This is a genomic window from Marinitoga sp. 1154 (assembly GCF_013363285.1).
Lineage (GTDB): Bacteria > Thermotogota > Thermotogae > Petrotogales > Petrotogaceae > Marinitoga.
Map to the genome: position 1 here is coordinate 11,559 of NZ_LBFB01000024.1, position 21,978 is coordinate 33,536.

22 protein-coding genes, 1 tRNA gene and 1 pseudogene are annotated in these 21,978 nt (G+C 27.9%); 13 read left to right on the forward strand and 11 right to left on the reverse strand.

Annotated features, from left to right (window positions below; genetic code table 11):
- The first annotated feature begins 9 nt into the window (after positions 1-9).
- The 4 genes and pseudogenes from brxL to msrA all read left to right on the forward strand — a co-directional run bounded on the left by brxL (position 10) and on the right by msrA (position 4,138).
- Positions 10-2,034 carry a protease Lon-related BREX system protein BrxL gene (gene brxL, locus XO12_RS09425; RefSeq protein ID WP_175420192.1) on the forward strand — a complete coding sequence of 675 codons (2,025 nt, stop codon included), beginning with the start codon at positions 10-12 and terminating at the stop codon, positions 2,032-2,034.
- 46 nt (positions 2,035-2,080) lie between these two features.
- Positions 2,081-3,013 (forward strand): HNH endonuclease signature motif containing protein, encoded by a 933-nt coding sequence (locus XO12_RS09430; protein WP_175420184.1) that lies wholly within the window; start codon positions 2,081-2,083, stop codon positions 3,011-3,013.
- A gap of 164 nt (positions 3,014-3,177) precedes the next feature.
- Positions 3,178-3,450 (forward strand): annotated as a pseudogene (locus XO12_RS09435) (AAA family ATPase); the annotation flags it as partial.
- Between the two features lie 187 nt (positions 3,451-3,637).
- Complete coding sequence (gene msrA / locus XO12_RS09440) at positions 3,638-4,138, forward strand: peptide-methionine (S)-S-oxide reductase MsrA (RefSeq protein WP_175420185.1); 501 nt, start codon at positions 3,638-3,640, stop codon at positions 4,136-4,138.
- Positions 4,139-4,178: 40 nt separating this feature from the next.
- On the opposite strand, the gene XO12_RS09445 is transcribed toward msrA, so the two are convergent.
- The gene (locus XO12_RS09445; protein WP_047264755.1) at positions 4,179-4,805 is read right to left on the reverse strand and encodes a deoxynucleoside kinase; all 627 of its coding nucleotides are present in this window, start codon (positions 4,803-4,805) and stop codon (positions 4,179-4,181) included.
- Positions 4,793-5,425: a deoxynucleoside kinase gene (locus XO12_RS09450; protein WP_047264754.1), complete on the reverse strand. Its 633-nt coding sequence runs from the start codon at positions 5,423-5,425 to the stop codon at positions 4,793-4,795. Before XO12_RS09450 ends, XO12_RS09445 begins: the two co-directional genes overlap by 13 nt.
- Positions 5,426-5,562: 137 nt before the next feature.
- Between XO12_RS09450 and XO12_RS09455 the strand changes: the two genes are divergently transcribed.
- On the forward strand, positions 5,563-6,459 hold the full coding sequence (locus XO12_RS09455; protein ID WP_175420186.1) for a carboxylesterase: 897 nt from the start codon (positions 5,563-5,565) through the stop codon (positions 6,457-6,459).
- A 4-nt stretch (positions 6,460-6,463) separates the two neighbouring features.
- Positions 6,464-7,501, forward strand: coding sequence for a DUF362 domain-containing protein (locus XO12_RS09460; protein WP_084822569.1), 1,038 nt, complete (start codon positions 6,464-6,466; stop codon positions 7,499-7,501).
- Positions 7,502-7,516: 15 nt separating this feature from the next.
- On the opposite strand, the gene XO12_RS09465 is transcribed toward XO12_RS09460, so the two are convergent.
- The 8 genes from XO12_RS09465 to XO12_RS09500 all read right to left on the reverse strand — a co-directional run bounded on the left by XO12_RS09465 (position 7,517) and on the right by XO12_RS09500 (position 16,631).
- Complete coding sequence (locus tag XO12_RS09465; RefSeq protein WP_175420187.1) at positions 7,517-7,855, reverse strand: hypothetical protein; 339 nt, start codon at positions 7,853-7,855, stop codon at positions 7,517-7,519.
- A 13-nt stretch (positions 7,856-7,868) separates the two neighbouring features.
- Positions 7,869-8,399 (reverse strand): folate family ECF transporter S component, encoded by a 531-nt coding sequence (locus tag XO12_RS09470; RefSeq protein WP_047264751.1) that lies wholly within the window; start codon positions 8,397-8,399, stop codon positions 7,869-7,871.
- Between the two features lie 75 nt (positions 8,400-8,474).
- Positions 8,475-9,587 carry an MFS transporter gene (locus XO12_RS09475; RefSeq protein WP_175420188.1) on the reverse strand — a complete coding sequence of 371 codons (1,113 nt, stop codon included), beginning with the start codon at positions 9,585-9,587 and terminating at the stop codon, positions 8,475-8,477.
- Between the two features lie 152 nt (positions 9,588-9,739).
- On the reverse strand, positions 9,740-10,633 hold the full coding sequence (locus tag XO12_RS09480; protein WP_175420193.1) for an ABC transporter permease: 894 nt from the start codon (positions 10,631-10,633) through the stop codon (positions 9,740-9,742).
- A 53-nt stretch (positions 10,634-10,686) separates the two neighbouring features.
- The gene (locus XO12_RS09485; protein WP_368493439.1) at positions 10,687-11,721 is read right to left on the reverse strand and encodes an ABC transporter permease; all 1,035 of its coding nucleotides are present in this window, start codon (positions 11,719-11,721) and stop codon (positions 10,687-10,689) included.
- Positions 11,722-11,737: 16 nt separating this feature from the next.
- Positions 11,738-13,282, reverse strand: coding sequence for an ABC transporter ATP-binding protein (locus XO12_RS09490; RefSeq protein ID WP_047264955.1), 1,545 nt, complete (start codon positions 13,280-13,282; stop codon positions 11,738-11,740).
- A gap of 306 nt (positions 13,283-13,588) precedes the next feature.
- Positions 13,589-14,680, reverse strand: a complete 1,092-nt coding sequence (locus XO12_RS09495) for a BMP family protein (protein ID WP_047266645.1) — start codon at positions 14,678-14,680, stop codon at positions 13,589-13,591.
- A gap of 4 nt (positions 14,681-14,684) precedes the next feature.
- A complete protein-coding gene (locus XO12_RS09500; protein WP_047266646.1) occupies positions 14,685-16,631 on the reverse strand; it encodes a hypothetical protein in 1,947 nt (648 codons plus the stop codon).
- A gap of 269 nt (positions 16,632-16,900) precedes the next feature.
- Here XO12_RS09500 and surE point away from each other — a divergent pair, with 269 nt between their 5' ends.
- Genes surE through XO12_RS09525 form a run of 5 tightly spaced genes read left to right on the forward strand, consistent with a single transcriptional unit; the run spans position 16,901 to position 20,364 of the window.
- Positions 16,901-17,656, forward strand: a complete 756-nt coding sequence (gene surE, locus XO12_RS09505) for a 5'/3'-nucleotidase SurE (RefSeq protein WP_047266647.1) — start codon at positions 16,901-16,903, stop codon at positions 17,654-17,656.
- Positions 17,657-17,658: 2 nt separating this feature from the next.
- On the forward strand, positions 17,659-18,213 hold the full coding sequence (gene def / locus XO12_RS09510; protein WP_175420189.1) for a peptide deformylase: 555 nt from the start codon (positions 17,659-17,661) through the stop codon (positions 18,211-18,213).
- Positions 18,185-19,129, forward strand: a complete 945-nt coding sequence (gene fmt / locus XO12_RS09515) for a methionyl-tRNA formyltransferase (RefSeq protein WP_175420190.1) — start codon at positions 18,185-18,187, stop codon at positions 19,127-19,129. Before def ends, fmt begins: the two co-directional genes overlap by 29 nt.
- Before the next feature lies 1 nt (position 19,130).
- A complete protein-coding gene (locus XO12_RS09520) occupies positions 19,131-19,346 on the forward strand; it encodes a heavy-metal-associated domain-containing protein (protein ID WP_047266649.1) in 216 nt (71 codons plus the stop codon).
- A 1-nt stretch (position 19,347) separates the two neighbouring features.
- The gene (locus XO12_RS09525) at positions 19,348-20,364 is read left to right on the forward strand and encodes a lysylphosphatidylglycerol synthase transmembrane domain-containing protein (RefSeq protein WP_047266650.1); all 1,017 of its coding nucleotides are present in this window, start codon (positions 19,348-19,350) and stop codon (positions 20,362-20,364) included.
- Positions 20,365-20,535: 171 nt separating this feature from the next.
- Here XO12_RS09525 and XO12_RS09530 read toward each other — a convergent pair.
- A tRNA-Leu gene (locus XO12_RS09530) sits at positions 20,536-20,623 on the reverse strand.
- Positions 20,624-20,928: 305 nt separating this feature from the next.
- Between XO12_RS09530 and XO12_RS09535 the strand changes: the two genes are divergently transcribed.
- Both XO12_RS09535 and XO12_RS09540 read left to right on the forward strand, forming a co-directional pair.
- On the forward strand, positions 20,929-21,102 hold the full coding sequence (locus XO12_RS09535) for a hypothetical protein (RefSeq protein WP_156166195.1): 174 nt from the start codon (positions 20,929-20,931) through the stop codon (positions 21,100-21,102).
- Between the two features lie 5 nt (positions 21,103-21,107).
- Complete coding sequence (locus tag XO12_RS09540) at positions 21,108-21,863, forward strand: ATP-binding cassette domain-containing protein (RefSeq protein WP_047266651.1); 756 nt, start codon at positions 21,108-21,110, stop codon at positions 21,861-21,863.
- Positions 21,864-21,978: the final 115 nt, after the last annotated feature.

Below are 21,978 nucleotides of genomic sequence, written 5' to 3' on the forward strand. Positions count from 1 at the left end.
ATAAATGAGATGGATCTTGATGTAAAGATTAATAAATATTTTTCAGGAAGAGTTGTAAGAAAGGATTTGCCTAAATTAATAAAACAGGGAGCAAATGTTCCAATATATGTACTTGAATATTTGCTTGGTATGTACTGTGCAACAGATGATGAAGAAGCAATAGAACATGGAATAAAAAAGGTAAAAAAAATTCTTGCTGAGAATTTTGTTCGACCAGATGAAGCAGAAAAAGTAAAGTCAAAAATCAAAGAATTAGGAAGTTATAAAATAATAGATAAGATTACTGTAAAATTAAATGAAAAAAAGGATATATATGAAGCACAATTTTCAAATCTTGGTATAAAAGAAGTTTTAATTTCTGCAGAATATATAAAAAAATATGATAAACTTCTTGCTGGCGGAATATGGGCAATTCTTGATATGGAATATTTTTATGATGAAAGAAAAGACATAAGTCCATTTCTTATTTCTTCATTAAAACCAATCCAAATGCCACATTTGGATATTAAAGAAATATTTGAAGGTAGAAAAAATTTTTCAAAAGATGAATGGATTGATATTTTACTACGTTCTGTTGGACTGGAACCAGACAATTTTGAGTATAACGTAAAATGGCATTTATTGTCTCGATTAATTCCGTTTGTGGAAAATAATTATAATATTTGTGAATTGGGACCAAGAGGTACTGGGAAATCATATGTTTATAAAGAAATATCTCCAAATAGTATTTTAATTTCTGGTGGTCAAACTACCGTTGCAAATTTATTTTATAATATGTCTACAAGAAGGATAGGCCTTGTTGGTATGTGGGATGTTGTTGCTTTTGATGAAGTAGCTGGAATAAGATTTAAAGATAAAGATGGTATACAGATTATGAAAGATTATATGTCCTCAGGTTCGTTCGCGCGTGGAAAAGAAGAAAAACAGGCTTCAGCTTCTATGGTTTTTGTTGGGAATATCAATCAAAGTATAGAAACTGTATTAAAAACATCACATCTTTTTTCTCCGTTTCCTCCTGAAATGTCAAACGATTCGGCATTTTTTGATAGAATGCATTTTTATATTCCAGGTTGGGAAATACCAAAAATGAGACCAGAATTTTTTACAGATAGATATGGTTTTATTGTTGATTATCTTGCAGAGTTTTTTAGAGAAATGAGAAAAAGAACATTTTCTGATGCTATTGATAAGTATTTTATTTTTGGTAAGGATTTGAATCAAAGAGATGTTATTGCTGTTAGAAAAACGGTCTCCGGATTAGTGAAATTAATTTATCCTAACGGTGAATTTACAAAAGAGGATATAAAAGAAATTTTAGAATATGCATTAATAGGAAGAAGAAGAGTAAAAGAACAGTTAAAAAAAATTGGTGGAATGGAATTTTATGATGTGCATTTTTCTTATAGAGATAGAGACAATAATGAAGAACATTTTATTTCAGTGCCGGAAATGGGTGGAGGAAAATTAATACCCGAAGGTAAAGAAAAACCTGGAAATATATATCTTGTAGCTCGTAACATTTCAGGAATGTTGGGAGTATATAGGCTTGAAAATAAAGTTAATTCTGGAACTGGGAAATTTTCAAAATCCGGTTTTGGCAGTTTAAGAGATGCGAAAGAGGCACTTGACATAGCATTTAATTATTTTATATCAAATTCCAAAAGAGTTTCTGCATCAATAAATACAAAAAAATTTGATTTTCTTATGCAAGTTATTGATTTGCAAGGAATAGGCATGACAGGTGATTTGTCTCTTGCAGAATTAATAGGTTTATTTTCTTCTGTTTTAGAAAAATCTGTCCTTGAAAGCTTAGTTATAACAGGAACTATGACGGTTGGTGGAACCATTAATAAACTTGATAACCTTGCAGATGTTATTCAAGTATCAGTTGATGCAGGAGCAAAAAGAATATTAATTCCTGCATCTTCTGCAGCAGACCTAGCAACGGTTCCGACAGAATTAGTTACGAAAATTCAAATGATATTTTATAATGATCCAATTGATGCTGTATTTAAGTCTTTAGGAGTCAATTGAGAAATTAAGATTTTTTGATAATATAATAATACTAAGGAGATAAAGTATGGAAATGAAAGACTTTTTAAATAATCTTGGATTAAAAATAGCAGAAGATTTAGAACGTATAGAAAATAGATATTTTACTTACCATCTTCCAAAAAATGAAGATGATGAGTCAAAAAATGTAAAAACCATTTATTTCCACGAACCAATATTAAACAATATGCAATTTTATACACAATACCCTAAAGGAATTCGCTTTGGATATACTATTGATATAAGAATTGATAAAGATGAAGAAGGTTTTATTTATATAATAGATCTCGGATTTAGTATAGTACATTCTAAACGAATAGCATTTACATTTTCAAAAAATTTTAAAGATTTAAAGTTACAATTAAAAACAAAAGAATTGATATCTTATTTGGAAAAAAAAGGGCAATATTATAGTATGATGTCCGTTAAAGAAAATAATGATCAAAAATTTATAGAAATAAATGAGGAAATCATATCAGAAATACCAAAAATTTTTCCGATAAAAGAGGGTGATTTTAGAGGATCATATTTTTCGATATTCTATGCATATTATGACGATTATTATGATTTAGAAAGTATAATTACAGATCATGAAAGATTAGCAAGGGATTTACACTATTATTTTTCTTTTTTGTATAAAGCACTATTCCCAAAAGAAGATAAAAAATATAGAGGAACAGACCAATATCGATTATTAACAAAATGGTTTAAAAAAAATAAGATAAAAAAACAATGTGAAATATTGGGTTGTGAAGAATTTTCAAACTTAGAAATTCATCATATTAAGTCTGTTAGTAATGGTGGAAAAGATGTATTAGAAAATTTAATTTGCTTATGTAAAAAGCATCATAGGGAAGTTCACAAAAATAATTCTTATATAAAAAAAGGCATATATTATGTTGGGGAAAATCAATATAAACTAAAGGATTTTACATATAATCGCTTTAATAAATTAAATTAAATTTTTTAGAATTTATTAGTTACATCATTTTCTAAAGAAGTGTGTTAATGTATTACTGGTGTATGAATACGAAAAAAAGTAGAAGTATAATTAGAATGGATGTATATATGTATACGGAGGCGATTAGATGAAAAAATTACCAATAGGAATACAGAATTACAAATGATGGAGAACATTACGTATATAATCCCTTTTCAGTATTGAAATTTTTTGATGAGAAAAGATTTAAAAATTATTGGTTTGAAAGCGGATCTCCATCATTCTTATACAATTACATAAAAGGAAAAAAAATAGAATATGAAGAACTCGTAAAAACGACAGTAAATGCAATGGATTTCTCAACAAGAGAAATAGAAGATGCCAATGCGAATATATTTTTTGCACAGGCTGGGTATTTAACATTTAAGGGAATAGAAAAGATAGGATTTGAAAATGAAATATATTTAATAGGAGTAAATATCAATTCTGAAAAGAGAAATATTGATGATTATATTGTTGAAAAAGTTATATAAAATTAAAAATATAAATGTCGTTCCAATTATGGAATGACATTTATTCTAATATTTTTGTTTTTATTATGATATAATAAAAGTATTAGATACTTTTTCAGAAGGAGATGATTTTGTGAGTAAAGTAGATAAAATATATTTTGCAGCTGGATGTTTTTGGGGAGTTGAACATTTATTCAAAAAATTAAATGGAGTTTTAGAAACCAATGTTGGATATATGGGTGGAAATTATGAAAATCCAACATATGAAAATGTTTGTACAGGCAGAACAGGACATGCTGAAACAGTCGAAATAATCTTTGATAAAGATTTAATCTCAGAAAAGGATTTAATTAAGTATTTTTTTGAAATTCATGATTTCACAGAATATAATAGGCAAGGTCCTGATATTGGAACTCAATATAGAAGTGTTATATTTTATACAAATGAAAATCAGAAAAAAATAGCAGAAGAATTAAAAAAAACTTTGTCGGAAAAATTTACTGTTGCAACATCAATTGAACCAGCAAAAGAATTTTATTTAGCTGAAGATTATCATCAGGATTATTATGATAAAACCGGAAAACAACCTTACTGCCATTATAAGAGAGAAGTTTGGATAAATTTCAAATTATAAATAAAAGCAATTTCACTTAAAATGTAAAATAGCCGTTTGGCTATTTTACATTTTCTAATTCTAATATTTCTGAAATATCTTCAACGATTTTATCTATATATTCCGGATTTTCGACGATATCAATCGTATCACCATCAACAACATATATTTTTGACTGATTATAATTATTTATCCATTCCATATAAAGGTCATCAAGTTGTTTCCAGTATTCTATAGGTACTTGCATTTCCATTTCGCGCCCTCTTTTTTTAATTCTTTTAACAACAGTATCTACACTTGTTTTTATATATATTAATAAATCAGGCTTTTTTAAAAATTCAAGCATTGTATAAAAAATCTGTCTATATGTTTGATATTCTCTTTCGCTCATTTTTCCATTGTTATATAAATTTTTTGCAAAAATCTCAGCATCTTCATATATGGATCTATCTAATATAGCATTATCTTTAGAATCTATTATTTGTTTTATACTATTAAACCTGTGAAATAAAAAAAATGTTTGTAGGTGATAAGACCATTTTTTTTGATCCTGATAAAAATCTTCCAAAAAAGGATTATCATTTACAGATTCATAATAGGGTGTGAATCCTAATCTTTCTGATAATACTCTGGTAAAAGTTGATTTGCCCGCTCCTACATTTCCTGCTAAAACTATCATTTTACCCATAATTTCCCCTCCAGATATTCAATTATTCTTTCTAATAAATGTTTTAATTGTTTTTCATCAAATACATTAAATGTATTTCCATTAATATATAAAAAATCTTTCTCATTTGAAAAATAATTTTTGTAGCCATTATCCACTAATTCAAGATATTCTCTTGCAATGACTTTTTCCATATCCCTATTTCTTCTTTTTATACGTTCCACAATAGTATCGACATCAGTATCAATATATATTAAAACTTCTGGTTTTCTGATATCTTGAGTAAGAATCTCATAAATTTTAAAAAATTTTTCCTTTTCTTTTTTATTCGTTATAGTGATATCAGCAAATATCTTATTTTTCAACATATCATAATCAGAGATCACAAGATTAGAATAATTATTTTTTTGATATTGTTTGTATCTTGATACTAAAAAAAACATTTCTGTTTGAAAACCAACATCCTCGTTTTTATATAATAGCGGTAAATAAGGATTATTTTCAAATTCTTCTAAAATTAATTCATCAGCATTGAGTTTGTAAAATAAAGCATTAGCTAGAGTAGTTTTTCCACTTCCAATATTTCCTTCAATATTTATTCTTACAGATTTTCCTTTAAAATATTCTGCTATTTTTTTCATTTTTTCCCCCTATTTGTGATATGATATTAGTAGTACCATTATATATGAAAATTATTTAATCTTTTTATATTTTTCTTTAAAATTACCACATATAGTAGTTATTTAAATCACAAATACTATTAATAGTGAGGTGTAATATGATATTTGCAAAAAACTATAGTAATAATCCAATAATATTAAAAGAAACTAATGATTTAACGTTATTAAAATCAAATTATCCTTGCAAATATTCAGAATCTTCTAAAATATTTGTGTATACTTACAATACACAATCTGATAGAACACTTCTTTTTATTCATGGTTTGGGTACAAAAAATTTAAAATATTTAAAATGGTTTCCAGAAAACTTTGCAAAAAATGGTTATAATAGTGCACTAATGATTTTACCTTATCATTTTGACAGAACCCCATCAGGTTATAAAAGTGGAGAAATGTTTTTATCAACAACGAATAATTATGTTTTAAGAGCTCGATTTGAACATTCTGTAGTAGATATACTTACAACACTAAATTATTTAAAAGAAAAGTTTAATAGCGAATTATATTTAATGGGATTTAGTTTTGGAGGGATGGTCTCAACAATAGCCTCATCATTAAGACAAGATATAAAAGGATTATCTCTGGCAGTTACAGGAGGAAATTTTTATCATATTACATGGAAAAGTTTTGTAACTGGTGTATTGAGAGTTCAATATGAAGAAAATAAAGAATGTAATCCCGAGAAGTGTAGGTTATATCATCAAAATGATTATCCAATTTATTTAAAAAAATTGGATAATCCTGAAGTGGAGTTAGATAAGGCACCAATTGCATGTTTTGAATATGATCCTTTAACTTTTGCAAAATTTGTTAAAACGCCAACAATCATGTTCAAAGCTTTGTTTGATATATTTATTCCTAAAAATTCCACAATGGATTTATATAATGCAATTAATGTTAGAAAGAAATTATATTCTATTCCAAGTGGTCATTTGACTTCTTATTTATTTAAAAGGTATATATTGAGAAAAACTTTAGACTTTTTCAAGAGGTGATTATATGAAAGTATATTTAAAAAAATGTGTTAGTTATGATAATGCAGAAGATGTATTAATTCCTATTTTAAAAAAGTATGAAGATAGATTTAGTGAGGGTGATAAAGTTTTAGTTAAACCAAATTTGTTATCTCCCAAAAGTGTTGAAAGTGGTATAACAACTCATCCCAAAATAGTCGAGGTTATATTAAAATTTTTAATTGATATTGGAACAAAACCTTATTTGGGAGATAGCCCTGCAACTGGAACTGCTCTGGAAGCTGTTAAAGCAAATGGAATATATGACGTTTGTAAAAAATTAGATGTTCCTATTGTGGAATTGGATAGTCCAGTAGAAATTGATGGCGAAAATTTTAAAGGAATTATGATATCTAAAAAAGTTTTGGAAGCAGATAAGATTGTAAATATAGCAAAATTAAAAACGCATGTACAAATGATTATGACTTTAGCAGTGAAAAATACATTTGGTTGTGTTGTTGGAAAAGAAAAATCCGCATGGCATTTTAGAGCCAAAACAAATACTAATTTTGCTAATGTTATAATAGATATACATAATATAGTAAAACCCACATTGAATATTCTGGATGGTATATTAGGAATGGAAGGTAATGGCCCAGCAAATGGTGTTCAAAAATATTTTAATGTTTTAGGTGTTTCGGAGAATGCTTATGCTCTTGATCATGCTATTATTAAATCTTTAAATATAAAAGAAAAGTATGTATATATTATAAAAGAAGCCATGAAGAGAGGTTTGATTCCTCATTACGAGATAGAATCAAATTGGGAAGGAGAACGAATAAAATTACCTTTGACAGCACCAATTTTTGAAACTGTAACCAATTTAGTAAGAATTTTCGAAAGAGTTCCTAAAATAAATAAAAATAAATGTGTAGAATGTAAACTATGTGAAACTAGATGTCCTGCAGAAGCAATTGATATTGACAATGATAAATTTATTGATTATTCAAAGTGTATCAGATGCTATGTTTGTCATGAGGTGTGTCCTCAGGATGCAATAAAATTAATAAGAAAATTAAAATAAAAAACAATGAGTCAATTAAATTGACTCATTGTTTTCTTTAAGCCTTTTAAGCTTATTCAATCTAACAGGATTTAAATAATTTAAACAACATCCACTTCCAAACATTTTAACTTTTAAATTTAATTTGCTTTCATATTCAACAATTTCATTGTATTTAGCACATTTATTATCTTCTGTTAAATATTCACATTGATTTTTTTCTTCATTCCATTTTCCATAATAACATGGTGTATGCTTACAGCAGTATCCACATTGCACACATACAGGACATTGCTGTTCTATTTTATTCATTTTTTCAAATAATTTATCAAAATCTTCGATTCCATCTAAATTATCAAAATCATCAAAAAACATAAAAACCTCCAAATTATATGGTTGAATGGGTTATTTGATCGAGTTGTGGAACTCTTTTATATAACATTGATATAATCATTGGATATAAAAAGAATTTTATAGCTAAAGATGCAATTCTTGGAGGTATTAATACAGCATACGGAACTCCCCAAAGGGAATGAATAAGGTATGGTGTTATTGAAATTCCAACTATTCCTCCAGCTAAATATGATATAGCAAAATTCCAGAATTTCACTTCTTTTTTAAACAAATAATAGAAAACTAAACCAGGTAAAAGCCCATATAATCCTGAAGTTATAGTAAAATAAGGAACATATGGACCCATTGGATTTATCCAATAGCCAAAAAAGTCCGCAAGAGCTCCAACTAAAAAACCGTACCCCGGTCCAAGCGTAAAGGCTGAGATCATAATTGGCAAAGTTCCAAAACCAATTCTTATACTTTCTACGCCAAATAAACTAAATCTAAAAGATAATAGTCTTGTTAAAATAATACTTAAAACTATAAACAAAGAACTTAAAACAAGCCTCTTAGTTTTTGTCAAGATAATAACCTCCTCTTCCAAGAGAATAACACAACTTAAAATGATTATATCAAAGTTTTTTTAATTTTTCAACTATTATATATTAGTTTTTCTTTTATAAAATATTGGATAGGATATACCAAGAATTATTGAAAATATACTTATACTTAAAAGTACAAAACCAACATTGTTTCCAAAAATTGCAGAATATCCGCTTGAAATAAAATTACCTATTGACCAGGCAAATCCCATTGAGACAGATGAAGCAAAACTTTTATTTTTAGGCATTAAAATTTGTGCTTCAACCAAATTAGCAGACATTGTCAAAAAACCAAAAGCATCAAAAGCAGAAAAAGAAACAATTCTTAATATTTCAGTGTTCATAAGAACCATAAGTATCCCCGAAATTCCCATACCTAAAAAACCAATAAGATTAATAAATTTTATTCCAAATTTATCTCTTAAATAAGTCCCATAATAATTTGTAAACATACCAATAATCATACCAATAGTTAATGTTGCACCACCAATTATTAATCCTGACCCTTTTTGATTAAGATAAATCGGAACAAAAGTATGAAAAATATTCATAATAAATCCCCTTAAAGCAACCATCAAAAATACAGGTATTAATACTAATGCGTCTTTCAAAGCAGGGAACCTTTTTTCTGCAATTTCTAATTTTTCATATTTCCATAATTTTTTATAAAAGAATATCAATAATATTCCACTAATAATACCAACATAATATAATTTGTCTATTCCAAATATTTTAACATAAGTAGTAATAAAAACAGGTCCTAAAGCTGCTCCAAATGTTCCAAAAACAGAAAACCAAGCTACATGTGTTCCTTTATTTTGCCTCCCAGCAAAACTTGCACCAACCGGATGAAAAGCAGAATTAAATAATCTAATAAAGAAAATTAAAATCAATAATACATAAAAGCTATTTACAAACCCAATTAAAGAAATTAACAAAATTTCTATAAATAATAGGAGTACAACAAAAACTCCATCTCTTTTTCTTCTATCAAAATATAAACCAAAAAAAATTTGTAAAATTGAAGAAAATGCACCAATTAGTGTAATTAATGTTGTAAAAGTCCTACTATCAATATTAAATTTATTAATAAAATAAGGCCCTAAAGGTTTAAAAAAAGAATTAAAAAAATCAGCAAAAAAATGAGCAAGAGAAATTGTAAAAGTCATATGCCTCCTCCTTATTGTTAGTATTACGAACAAATTATATCATAAAAATTTCATAATATCTATTTTTGATATTTACAGTTTTATTAAGATAAATGTAAAAAAAGGCCAATCAAATTCGATTGGCCTTTAACATTAAAAATAACATTAAAAAACTATTCTTTTTCATATGGAATACCATCTGCTGCTGGAGGTCTTGTTTTACCAACAAATCCACTAACAACAATTATAGTAATCACAAATGGTAATAAGTTTAACAATGCTTTCATTTCAGGTGGTATGTCAAGTATCGATTGTAATTGGATATTTAAAGCATCTGATGCACCAAATAGCAATGCAGCCCACATTGTTCCAACTGGATTCCAGTTACCAAGAATCATAGCAGCCAAAGCTATAAATCCTTTACCACTTGGCATATTTTCCTGGAATTGTCCTAATTCTCCTATACTCAAATATGCACCTGCAAATGCTGCTAAAACACCACTCATCAATACACCAAAATATCTAATAGCAAAAACATTTACACCAAGTGTATCTGCAGATTTTGGATTTTCCCCAACTGCACGCATTCTTAATCCTAAAGGTGTCTTATATATTAAAAACCAGCTCAAAGCAACTGCTATAAAAGCTAAATATACAAATATGCTCATTTCATCGAAAATTTGTCCGAAAAAAGGAACATCCTGAATAGCTGGTATTTTTATTTTAGGAATTTTTGCAACAAAATCAGTTTGCCCTGAATGGCCAAATATTGGTTCCATTAAAAATGCTGATAATCCTCCTGCAATAAGTATCAAAGCAGTTGCACTAACTATTTGATCCGCACTCCATCTAATTGAAACGTAAGCATGCATCCAGGCTAACATTACACCAGAAATTATAGCTCCCAACAATCCTAGCCATGGATCACCAGTATAAAATGTGAAAACAACTGCTGTAAAAGCTCCTATTTTCATTATACCTTCTAATGCAATATTTGTAACACCAGTAATTTCACTATAAACTCCACCCAATCCTGCAAATATTAAAGGTGTAGCACTCATTAACATCAATTTATAAAAAATAGGTGTCGATAAACTATAAATTATAGCTTGAAAAACATTCACTTTGATTCACCACCTTTAGGAGATGCAAATTTCATTATCAGAGTTCTAACAATTCTATCAGCAGCAACAAGGAATATAATTATACCCTGAATTATAGTAACTATATCATCAGGAACTTTTGCAAATTGCATTGCATTAGAACCTGTTCTTAATGAAGAAATTAAGAATGCTGCGAATATGATTCCAATAGGATTATTTTGTCCTATTAATGCAATTGAAATTCCGTCAAAACCTTTACCTCCACTAAAATCTCCAAAAATTCTATGATGTATTGCCATAACTTCAAGAGAACCTGCTAAACCTGCTAAAGCTCCACTAATAGCCATAGTTAAAACTATATTTTTACTTAAAGATATAGCTCCAGCTTCAGCTGCATAAGGATTAAAACCAACAGCTTTTACCTCATAACCTGTTGTTGTTTTTTCTAATAATATATAAACTAATATTGCCGCTATAATAGAAACAATAATTCCTGAAGGTAAAGTATTTGCCTGAACTGTCATTAATGGTGGAAGTTGTGCACTTTGAGCAATTTCTGGTGATTTTGGAACTCCTTGACCAACTGCCAATGGTCCTACAACAAAATAATTTGTTAAATAAACAGCTATCCAGTTGAGCATTATAGTTGTAATAACTTCATGTGCTCCTGTAGCTGCTTTCAAATAACCAGCAATTGAAGCCCAAAATGCTCCCCCCAATATACCAGCTAACATAGTAATCGGAATTGCAAAAACTGGAGAAACATTACCAAGATTTATACCCACAAATGTGGCAAATATTGCCCCCATCATCAATTGTCCTTCTGCACCAATATTAAATATACCGGCCCTGAAACCAAAGCCAACCGCTAATCCTGTTAATACAAGCGACATCATCTTAGAAATATTTGCAGCCCATGCAGCCTTTCCTCCAAAAGCTCCCTGCAACATAACCCAATAAGCGCTTAAAGGATTTTTACCTATTAATAAAATTACGATTGCTGCTATAAATAAGGCTATTATTACAGATGTTATTGGAACTAAAATACTCATTGTTTTCTTTGAGAGTTTAATTTTCAATTGAATCCCCTCCATGTGCCAGCTTTTCTTCAATTTTTATATCTTCAATTTTATGTCCTGCCATCATTAAACCGAGTTCTTCTATTGTTACTTCATTTGGTTTAACTTCTCCCATTATTTCTCCTTCATACATTACTATTATTCTATCTGATAAAGATAATACTTCTTCAAGTTCCATAGAAACTAATAGTATAGCTACATCTTTTTCTCTTAAATTTAATATTTCTTTATGAACATATTCAATGGCACCAACATCAAGACCTCTTGTAGGCTGAGCAATAACAATAAATTCCGGATTAAAACTAACTTCCCTTGCAATAACAACCTTTTGTTGATTACCTCCTGATAAATTCCCCGTTGGTATTGTTCCATCAGGTGGTCTAACATCAAACCTTTTTATTAAAATTTCCGCATTTTTATTTATTATATCGTGATTCAAAAAGCCATTTTTTGCGAAAGGTTCTTCATAATGCTTTCCTAAAATTAAATTATAATAGTTTGGAAATTCTTTTACCATAGCATATTTGTATCTATCTTCAGGAATATGACCTATGTTTCTTTCTCTTAATTCTCTAACAGTTTTTTTAGAAACATCTTCACCTTTATACAAATATTTTCCTTTTTCTATTTTTCTTAAACCTGTTAATGCCTCAACTAATTCTGTTTGCCCATTACCAGCAACACCTGCAACTCCTAACACTTCACCTTTTCTTATTTTAAAACTTATACCTCTAACTGCTTCTAAATTTCTGTTATCTTTTACCCATAAGTTTTCAACTTCAACAGCAACTTCACCAGGTTCTTTTTCTTGCTTTTCTATTCTCAACACAACTTCTCTACCAACCATCATATTGGCAAGCTCTCTGGCATTTGTATCTTTTGCAGCAACGTTACCTGTTACTTTACCTAATCGCATAACGGTTATATTGTCACTTATTTCCATAACTTCGTGTAATTTATGTGATATAAATATAATGGTTTTTCCATCTTCTTTTAATTTTCTTATTATTCCAAATAATTCCTCTGTTTCCTGTGGAGTTAATACAGCTGTAGGTTCATCTAAAATAAGTATTTCAGCACCTCTATATATTGTTTTTAATATTTCAACCCTTTGCTGCATACCAACCGGTATATCCTCTATTTTTGCATCAACATCTACAAACAAACCATATTTTTCAGAAAGCTCTTTAACTTCTTTTCTTGCCTTTTTTAAATCAAAAATCATTCCACTTTTAGGTTCAGAACCCAAAACAATATTTTCAGCAACTGTCAAGGTATCGACTAACATAAAATGCTGATGCACCATACCAATACCTGACCTTATAGCATCACCTGGACCTTTAAAAACTTTCTTTTCACCAAGAATGTAAATATCTCCGGATGTTGGTGTGTATAATCCATACAATTGATTCATTAAAGTTGATTTACCAGCACCATTTTCTCCGATAATTGAGTGAACTTCTCCCTTTTTAACAAGAAAATTAACATGATCATTTGCCAGAACTTTCGGGAAACGCTTTACTATATCTTTCATAATTACCGCATATTCCCTTTTATCTATAGAAGATAAATCTATACTCAACTTTTACACCTCCTAACATTTTCGTTTTCGCAAAGCGAAAAGAGATAACGTTTTTATTAATTTATTTTCATATAATTAATTTAATGAATTATCCTTATAAACATATTTATTTCTCTGTTTTTTTGATCCTACTAATATTAATTTTTGACATTTCATTAATAATTTGTAAATATCGAAGTGCTTCGATATTTACAAATTATTAATGTTTTAAATTTATAAATAAGGCGGGAATACCCCGCCCCTGTATTTTAAATTAAATTAAAATGGAAATTCAATATCAACTGTAAAGTTGTTTAAATCATTTTCATTATCAGGAACAACCAATAATCCTGTTTTAATTGCATAATTTAAGTACTCAACTTCAGCCAAAATTCTTGAAGGAACCATACCTTTTGTATATTTCATTGGTGATAAACTTACACCATCTTCTTGAGCACCTAATACCTGAACTCCACCTTTAAATCTGTTTCTGTAAGCATCTCTTACACCATAATATGATGCATTGTCAACTCTTTTTAAGGCACTTGCTAAAACATAACCTGGTGCCATATAATCCTGATCTGAGTCAACACCAATTGCAAAGAATCCTTCGCCCATTTCATAATATTTGTCAACAACTGTTGATAAATTTGCATCAGCATCGATACCGTATACCTTTAATGATTTTTCTTTTGCAGCATCTATAACACCGTTACCACAAGCTCCTGCTGCAGCAAATATTATATCTGCTCCTTCAGCAAATTGAGCTAATGCCATTGATTTACCTTTTGCAGCATCTGTAAATGATTCTGTGTATCCAACAACAATTTCTACATTTTCTCCATAAATATCATTGTAAGCTTTAACACCAGCAACATAACCATATCTAAATCTTTCTACTGGAGGAATAGCAATACCACCTATGAAACCAACTTTTCCTGTCTTTGTCATAGCTGCTGCTAAATAACCAACAAAAAATGCTGATTCCTGTTCTTTAAATAAATATAATTGAACATTTTTAGGAACATTTCCGCCTTCTGGTGGAGCAATGTCTATACCTATGAATTTTACGCTTGGATATTGTGGTGCAACATCAAATAATGCATTACTCATCATAAACCCAACAGCAATAACAACATCTGCTTCTTTAGCAGCATTTGATAAGTTGTCAACATAGTCACTTTGTTCTTTTGATTGAATAACCTGTGCATCTATACCATATTTATCTTTAGCTCTTAATACACCAGCCCATGCACCATCATTAAATGATTTGTCTCCTAAACCCCCTACGTCTGTAACCATAATAACTTTGAAAGCAAAAGATGAAACTACCAATGCCATTAATAAAACTAAAAGTACAGCTTTCTTCATAACCTTACCTCCCTTTATAGAATTTGATAATTTGTAATCCGCTTAAAGCGGTAAAAATTAACATCAAAATACCAAATATAATATTAACATTGAATGATTGAGCATTTAATACAGGATATTTAAATTCAGATAAAACATGAATAGTTTCTGGTTTTATAAATGATGCTATAGATGCAATAAACATTATAATTATACCAAATATTTTGAATCTTATTTTGTCGTTCAAAAAGAAATATAAAAATCCTAAAATCAATAACAATAATACTTTTGTACCCCAATCAGTAATAATTGGTTTAAGATTTATACTGGTATTTGTTTTTTCTGAAAAAACAGACAATAATTTTGGTTTGTAATTAACTAAAACGCTTGATTTTATCAATTTCTTTTCCAAAGTGTTTTTGAATAATTCTTTAAATTCCTCATCAGAATACTTAAGAATATTCGTAACGTTTTTATTATACTCTAATAAACCATTTTCTATATTTTTATATCTCTTTTCGGAATTTTTTTCAAATTCATCAAGTATCTTTTTGAATTCTGTTGTTAATTTTGTATAAGTTTCAAAATTATCAATATGCAATCCTTGAAGCAATAAGTCTACTTTAACTTTACCATCTTCGTAATTTAAATAGTCTAAAATCTTACTTTTTCCAGAATCGGTTAAAAATTTCTTTAATGCAGAATTATATATATATCTTATTGAAGAATACTCTGCAGATAATTGAGAACCTATATACGCTACATCTTTATTTACAAAAGTGTATGGGTATACTAAAATATCATTTAATAGCGTTTTTTGCATTATAGAACTATGAAAATCTGGATTATTTTCCATTCTAATTTCTTCAACATTTTTGAACAGTGGCATATTCATTAGCAATAAAATTACAACGATTAAAGAAACATTTATTATTCTTTTTAATAATGGAACGTTTCTCCCAAAAGCTTTAAAAAACATTGTAACCAATATTAATGAGAAACTTAAAAGCAAGAAAGATCCATATATAAACGAAGTAATTATATCTTTTGAAAAATCAAAATAATTTAAAATATATATGCTTTCACTAAGAGTTATTCCAAAAAATACCCATTGATATAGATTGTTCTTTTTTAACAAAAACACAATTATAATCAAAGCCAAATATACAACAAATCTGATCCACTCTTTACTTTTTTTCACTTCAGCATTGTTTAAAAATATATTTATAATTTCAAGAGTGTCTTTTTTTATTTTTTCAGGCACAAAGGATAAAACTTTGGATGCCAGATCATCAATCTCTATTTCAAGATCTTCACCAGTGATTTTCAGCTTTGATATATCTTTTATTCCATCTTCGAGAATCTTTTTATTTTCAGAAATAATATTGTCGAATAAAGTATCGGGATTGCCTTCATAAATATAATATTCTGGAGATTCTAATTTTGCACGTCTATTTTTCATCTTTATTTTTAATAAAGTCTTATTAGGAGAATCTTTAACCAAACCGAGTGAATATGCAATGGCATTTTTTATATATAAAAAACCTGTATCCTGTAAATAAGTGGAATACTTTTCTAACGCCAAATAAAACGCTGGTAATGATCTAATTGTTTCTTCTTTCAAGTTTTTTCCGGCCAAATCACTCTGTACATAAGCAAGGAACCCGGCAAATGCAATTTCTTCTTCTAAAGACTTAAATTTATGTTCTTCTGCTATAGATGATAAATGTTTTGGAATATACGATGGTCTATCCGTATATTCGGCACTCCCTACCATCTGCGACTTATAAAATTTATACAATCCCATGTTTTTCAATTCTTCAAAAAACCATTGAAAATCATTAGAGTGGCTATTATATTTCTCAATATAAGTTACATAATTCTCTTTTATATTAGCCATGTTAAGTGGATTAAGAGAAAACATACTTATACTAAGTATAGCAAAAATAATTAATAAAAAAACCTTTTTCACAAAAGCACCTCCTATAAAAATTTCGACTGCTAATAAATATTATATCATAAACTGGTGAAAAATGCATCTGGATATTATCATATTTTTTTTTAAATTTCAAGTCAGATAAATAACAGTTTTAATTAAATATAATGCATTAATTTTATCTGAGAATATTTCTTCAAAGTTTAAAGCAATTAATCCTGTTTTTTAAACTTAGAGTGATATAATATAGTAAAATAATTATATTTGACAGTTCTTTATTAAAACTGTAAACATGAGGTGATATTGTGAATATTCTTGTAACAAATGACGATGGGATTATGGCACCAGGTATTTTTATTTTGAAAAAAGAATTAGAAAAAGAGCATAATGTTTATATTGTTGCTCCAGACGTTGAAAGAAGCGCCACCGGTCATGCAATTACCATTCGTAATCCTTTATGGGCTAAAAAAATTTTTCTGAACAATGAATTTTTAGGCTATGCTGTAAATGGAACTCCAGCTGATTGTGTGAAATTAGGGTTAGAAGCAATATATAAAAATATTAATTTCGATATGGTTATTAGTGGAATAAATAAAGGTCCAAATTTAGGAACAGACTTATTATATTCTGGAACTGTTTCGGGAGCACTTGAAGGTTCCTTAAATGGTCTTCCATCAATAGCTATATCAAGTGCTAACTATCAAAATCCCAATTATGAAACAGCAGCAAAATTTCTTTTAAAATTTTTAAAAAATCATAATTTTCTTGATATGCCTGAATTCAGTGCTTTAAATATTAACGTACCAAATGTTGACTATTCAGAAATAAAAGGTTTTAAAATTACCAGACAGAGTAAAAGACGATATAGAGATTATTTTGAACCAAGAAAAGATCCATATGGAAATACTTATTACTGGATGTTAGGGGAAATAATTGAAGATGATGAAGATTTGGATTCAGATTATTTTGTATTAAAAGAGAATTATGTTTCAGTAACACCTATAAAATCTTTTTTAACAGATTTTGATTATATGAAAAAATTAAAAGAATTAGGAGGATAAAAATGAATTTAAAAGTTAGATTAATTGGTGATCCTATTTTAAGAAAAAAAGCTATCAATGTAAAAAACATAGATGAAAATTTTAGAAACTTTTTAGAAATTATGACAAATATGATGTATAAAGAAGATGGAGTTGGTTTAGCCGCACCGCAAATAGGTATTAGCAAAAGATTTTTTATAATGGACGATGGAAATAAATTACGAAAGGTTATAAATCCTGAAATTATAGAGTTTTTAGGTGAAGAAATTGTTTTCGAAGAAGGGTGTTTAAGCATTCCAGGAATTTTTTTGAATGTTAAACGACCTGAAGGCGTAAGAGTAAGATATATAGACGAAAATGGAAATGTAGTAGAAGAAGAATTACATGAATATCCTGCAAGAATATTTCAACATGAATATGACCATCTGGAAGGTATATTGTTTATAGATAAAGTTAGTACAGCCAGCAAAGCAAAATTAAAAGGTAAAATAAAAGATTTAATGAAAGAAGGAAGAAAAATAGCTAAAGAAATGGGGGAAATTGATATATATGAGAATAGTATTTATGGGAACTCCTGATTTTGCTGCTATTCACTTAAAAAAATTAATAGATTATAAATTTAATGTTGTTGGTGTTTTTTCTCAACCTGATAAACCAAAAGGCAGAGGTCAAAAACTCATTCCAACTCCAGTAAAAATAATAGCTCTGGAAAATAATATTCCTGTTTTTCAACCTAAAAGTGTAAATTTAAAGTTAGGATACGAATCCCTGGAAAAATTAAGCCCTGATATTATATTAACTGTAGCATATGGTAAAATATTAAAAGATAAAGTTATTAATTTACCTAAACTTGGATGTTGGAATGTACATGCTTCATTGTTACCTAAATATAGAGGCGCTGCGCCAATTCAGAGAGCCATCGAAAACGGTGAAACAAAAACTGGTATTTCTATTTTTAAAATAGTAAAAGAATTAGATGCCGGACCAATTGCCTATATGAAAGAACTTCCAATTTATATGGAAGATAATTTTGAGAGCGTATATAATAGATTAGCCAAACTCGGAAGTGAATCATTAATTGAATTCTTAAATAATTTTGAAATATATAGTAAGAAACTGATATATCAGAATGATAACGAAGCTACTTACGCAAGCAAAATAACAATTGAAGATACATATATAAATTGGTATAATGAAAATATAAAAGTGTTTAATAAAATAAGAGCATACGATCCTATTCCCGGGGCAAAATGCGAATTAAATGGACAAATTGTAAAAGTATTTAATGCATCATTGGGAACATCAAAAAATGATATTCCAGGAAAAGTTCTATCAATTGATAAGTATGGTGCTGAAATTTCAGTCGGTTCAGGAAGCATAAAAATTGGCAAAATACAATTTCCCGGAAAAAAAGCAGTAAAAATAATAGATGCATATAACGGTAGAAAAATTAAAGTTGGAGATATATTCAAAAATATAAAAAGGAGTGATTAAAGTGGCAAAAACATTTAATATGTATATGATAAAAGGATATAAGAACGAAAAAGATGCTGAAATCATAGAAAACATATTAAAAAGTATTGAGGGTATTATAAAATTTAAAGTTGAAAAAGCTTTTGGGGCAGTTGAATTAACCTATGACGATGAAAAAGTATCTCGCGAAGAAATAAGTAACAAACTAAAAACAAAAGGGTTTGAATTAAAATATTAAAATGAAAAAAAAATACATATATGGATTTTTATTTGCATTAATAAGCACATTAGTTGTATTTATACTAATTTCAGGAGTTAAAAATTTTGTAAATAATATCCAGATTTTTTTAGGATATAATTATTGGTTTTTATTTTTTGGATTTTTTATTATAACTATAAAATGGTTTATTGAAAGTTTTGTAATAAAAGTTTTATTACAAAAAGTGTCTTTAAAACAGGCTTTAAATTTCACTCTCATAGGACAATTCTACAGCTATTTAACACCTTTTTATACTGGAGGACAACCATTTCAGATAATATATATTTCAAAATATGGTATAGATCCTGGACAAGCAACAGCTGTTATTCTTTTTAAAACTTTTATTTTTCAAATTAGTATGGCAATTTTAGGTATCATAGCTACGATATATTCTTTTTTTCATTTTTCTATTTATATTACTTCAAGTATTATTTTAGGAGTTTTATTGAATTCATTAGCTGTTTTTTTGATAATTTTTTATGTAATAAACCAAAAAGCTGCTATAAATACCACTCTATATTTTGTAAAAATCTTAAAAAAAATCGGTGTCTTAAAAAATCCTGAAAAATATATTGACGAAATAATATCCAAAGTAAAAAGTTTTATTGAAACATTCAAGTTACAATCAAAGAGATTAATTAATATTATCCTGGTTTTTGTTTTGAGTATATTTCAATTTTCATGTTCTTTTCTAGTATTGCCAGTGATTCTAAAAGGATTTAATAAAAACATATCATTAAAATTCGTTTTTAGATCATTAATAACTCAAATAACTTCTTCTATTATTCCAACGCCAGGAACTTCTGGAGGTGCTGAAGGAATATTTTATTTTTTATTTTCTGATTTTATAATAAAGGAAAGAATTGGAACAGTTATAGTTTTATGGAGATTTACAACTTACTATTATGTATTGTTAATAAGCGGTATTGTAGTCTTATTAAATCATAAAAGAAACTTAAATAAAAAGGGTTCTTCCATAAAAAAAATGGGTAATTAAAAATAAAATGATATATTTAAGAACGTTTTCCATCTTCAGAGCATGTGGATTTAGCGATTTTTCATGCATTTTTTAAAGATTAAAACGAATATACAAATAGTTTTAGAAGATAATCATAAAAAGATTAATTAATAAAAAAAGAAGGAACTTTTAAGTTCCTTCTTTTTTTATTGGTGCCGAGGGCGGGACTTGAACCCGCACGGGATAAATTCCCACATGGCCCTCAACCATGCGTGTCTGCCGATTCCACCACCTCGGCAAGCCTTTCATATTATACAATAACTTTTATATTTTGTCAACCATATAAATCTTAAATTTGATACAAACTTATATAAAATATTATTTTCAAAAAATCCAAACAATATGGGAATTATATTATTTTATAATGGTAATTGTTTATTAATGAATTATTTATATAAAAAAATGAATATTCAAGTTGCATAAAATAATTCTATATTTTCTCGGGGAAATAATAAAAATTTTACAAAAAATGCCAGTAAAATAAATATTTTTTCAAAACCATGTATATATTTTTGTATTATTATTTAGTAAGGAGGTGTTTTGATGGAATATAAAAATGGAAAAATCAACACGTTATCACAATATGAATTTTTAAAACAGATTAAAGATATTGAAAACGAGGAAGAGTTAAAAGATTTTACAAAAAAAAGGTTTTTTAATTCCATTCAAAACGTAAATGATAAAAACAAAAAAGAAAAACTGAATAGCAATAGGTGAATTTTATGGTATATGATAGTGAACCGCCTATAATTGAAATAAAAAATTTTTCATTATATATGAATAATAAAGAAGTATTAAAATCAATAAATTTAAAATTATATAACAATGAATCTGTCTTGATTTACGGCGAAAGAAATTCTGGAAAATCATCATTATTAAGATCTTTTGTGCATTTAAATGAAGAATTATTTAATAATGTTTATGGAAAAGGAGATATAAAATATAGAGGAAAAGATGTTAGAGAACAGGAAAAAAAATATTTAAGGAGTAACATAACTTATACCGAACCACAGTACTTACAAAATTTAAATTATATATCCTTGAAGGAATTACTTAAAGTCTCTTTGGGTATTACGCCACACAATTTATCATATGAACATATTTCTTTATTAAAAAAATTAGATTTAATAGAGAAATTTGCAGATTTAAAAAGTTTAAGATATTATAACAATCTATCGAATTGGTCAAGTGCTGATAAATTATCATTGCTTTTATTTATTTCTTTAGCTCAAAATCCAAACATTTTTATGTTTGATTCTATTCTGGATCATATTGATGATATATTATTAAAAAAAATAAAAGATGTGATTTCTGATATAAATCAAAATAGAGTTTTAATTTTTGCAACAAGAAACCTTTTTAGATATCTTGATATATGTAATAGAATCATAGTATTAAAAGAAGGTAAAATTATTTTTGACTCAACACCAAAAGAATTCATTATTAATTTCAGACAGGATAATTTTAGAAACTTGTAACGAATAAGTATTGACAAAAGAGCGAAAAAATGATAGAATAAATACGGTTGAAATGCCTGAAAGGTTGCCGAGGTGGCGGAATTGGCAGACGCTGCGGACTTAAAATCCGTTGGGT

Excerpts from the sequence above, each read along its gene's own strand:
- brxL (WP_175420192.1), top strand. The coding sequence starts at position 10 with ATGGATCTTGATGTAAAGATTAATAAATATTTTTCAGGAAGAGTTGTA.
- XO12_RS09430 (WP_175420184.1), top strand. The coding sequence starts at position 2,081 with ATGGAAATGAAAGACTTTTTAAATAATCTTGGATTAAAAATAGCAGAA.
- XO12_RS09445 (WP_047264755.1), bottom strand. The coding sequence starts at position 4,805 with ATGGGTAAAATGATAGTTTTAGCAGGAAATGTAGGAGCGGGCAAATCA.
- XO12_RS09450 (WP_047264754.1), bottom strand. The coding sequence starts at position 5,425 with ATGAAAAAAATAGCAGAATATTTTAAAGGAAAATCTGTAAGAATAAAT.
- XO12_RS09455 (WP_175420186.1), top strand. The coding sequence starts at position 5,563 with ATGATATTTGCAAAAAACTATAGTAATAATCCAATAATATTAAAAGAA.
- XO12_RS09460 (WP_084822569.1), top strand. The coding sequence starts at position 6,464 with ATGAAAGTATATTTAAAAAAATGTGTTAGTTATGATAATGCAGAAGAT.
- XO12_RS09465 (WP_175420187.1), bottom strand. The coding sequence starts at position 7,855 with ATGTTTTTTGATGATTTTGATAATTTAGATGGAATCGAAGATTTTGAT.
- XO12_RS09475 (WP_175420188.1), bottom strand. The coding sequence starts at position 9,587 with ATGACTTTTACAATTTCTCTTGCTCATTTTTTTGCTGATTTTTTTAAT.
- XO12_RS09480 (WP_175420193.1), bottom strand. The coding sequence starts at position 10,633 with ATGTTAATGAGTGCTACACCTTTAATATTTGCAGGATTGGGTGGAGTT.
- XO12_RS09485 (WP_368493439.1), bottom strand. The coding sequence starts at position 11,721 with ATGAGTATTTTAGTTCCAATAACATCTGTAATAATAGCCTTATTTATA.
- XO12_RS09490 (WP_047264955.1), bottom strand. The coding sequence starts at position 13,282 with ATGAAAGATATAGTAAAGCGTTTCCCGAAAGTTCTGGCAAATGATCAT.
- XO12_RS09495 (WP_047266645.1), bottom strand. The coding sequence starts at position 14,680 with ATGAAGAAAGCTGTACTTTTAGTTTTATTAATGGCATTGGTAGTTTCA.
- def (WP_175420189.1), top strand. The coding sequence starts at position 17,659 with ATGAATTTAAAAGTTAGATTAATTGGTGATCCTATTTTAAGAAAAAAA.
- fmt (WP_175420190.1), top strand. The coding sequence starts at position 18,185 with ATGAGAATAGTATTTATGGGAACTCCTGATTTTGCTGCTATTCACTTA.
- XO12_RS09525 (WP_047266650.1), top strand. The coding sequence starts at position 19,348 with ATGAAAAAAAAATACATATATGGATTTTTATTTGCATTAATAAGCACA.
- XO12_RS09535 (WP_156166195.1), top strand. The coding sequence starts at position 20,929 with ATGGAATATAAAAATGGAAAAATCAACACGTTATCACAATATGAATTT.
- XO12_RS09540 (WP_047266651.1), top strand. The coding sequence starts at position 21,108 with ATGGTATATGATAGTGAACCGCCTATAATTGAAATAAAAAATTTTTCA.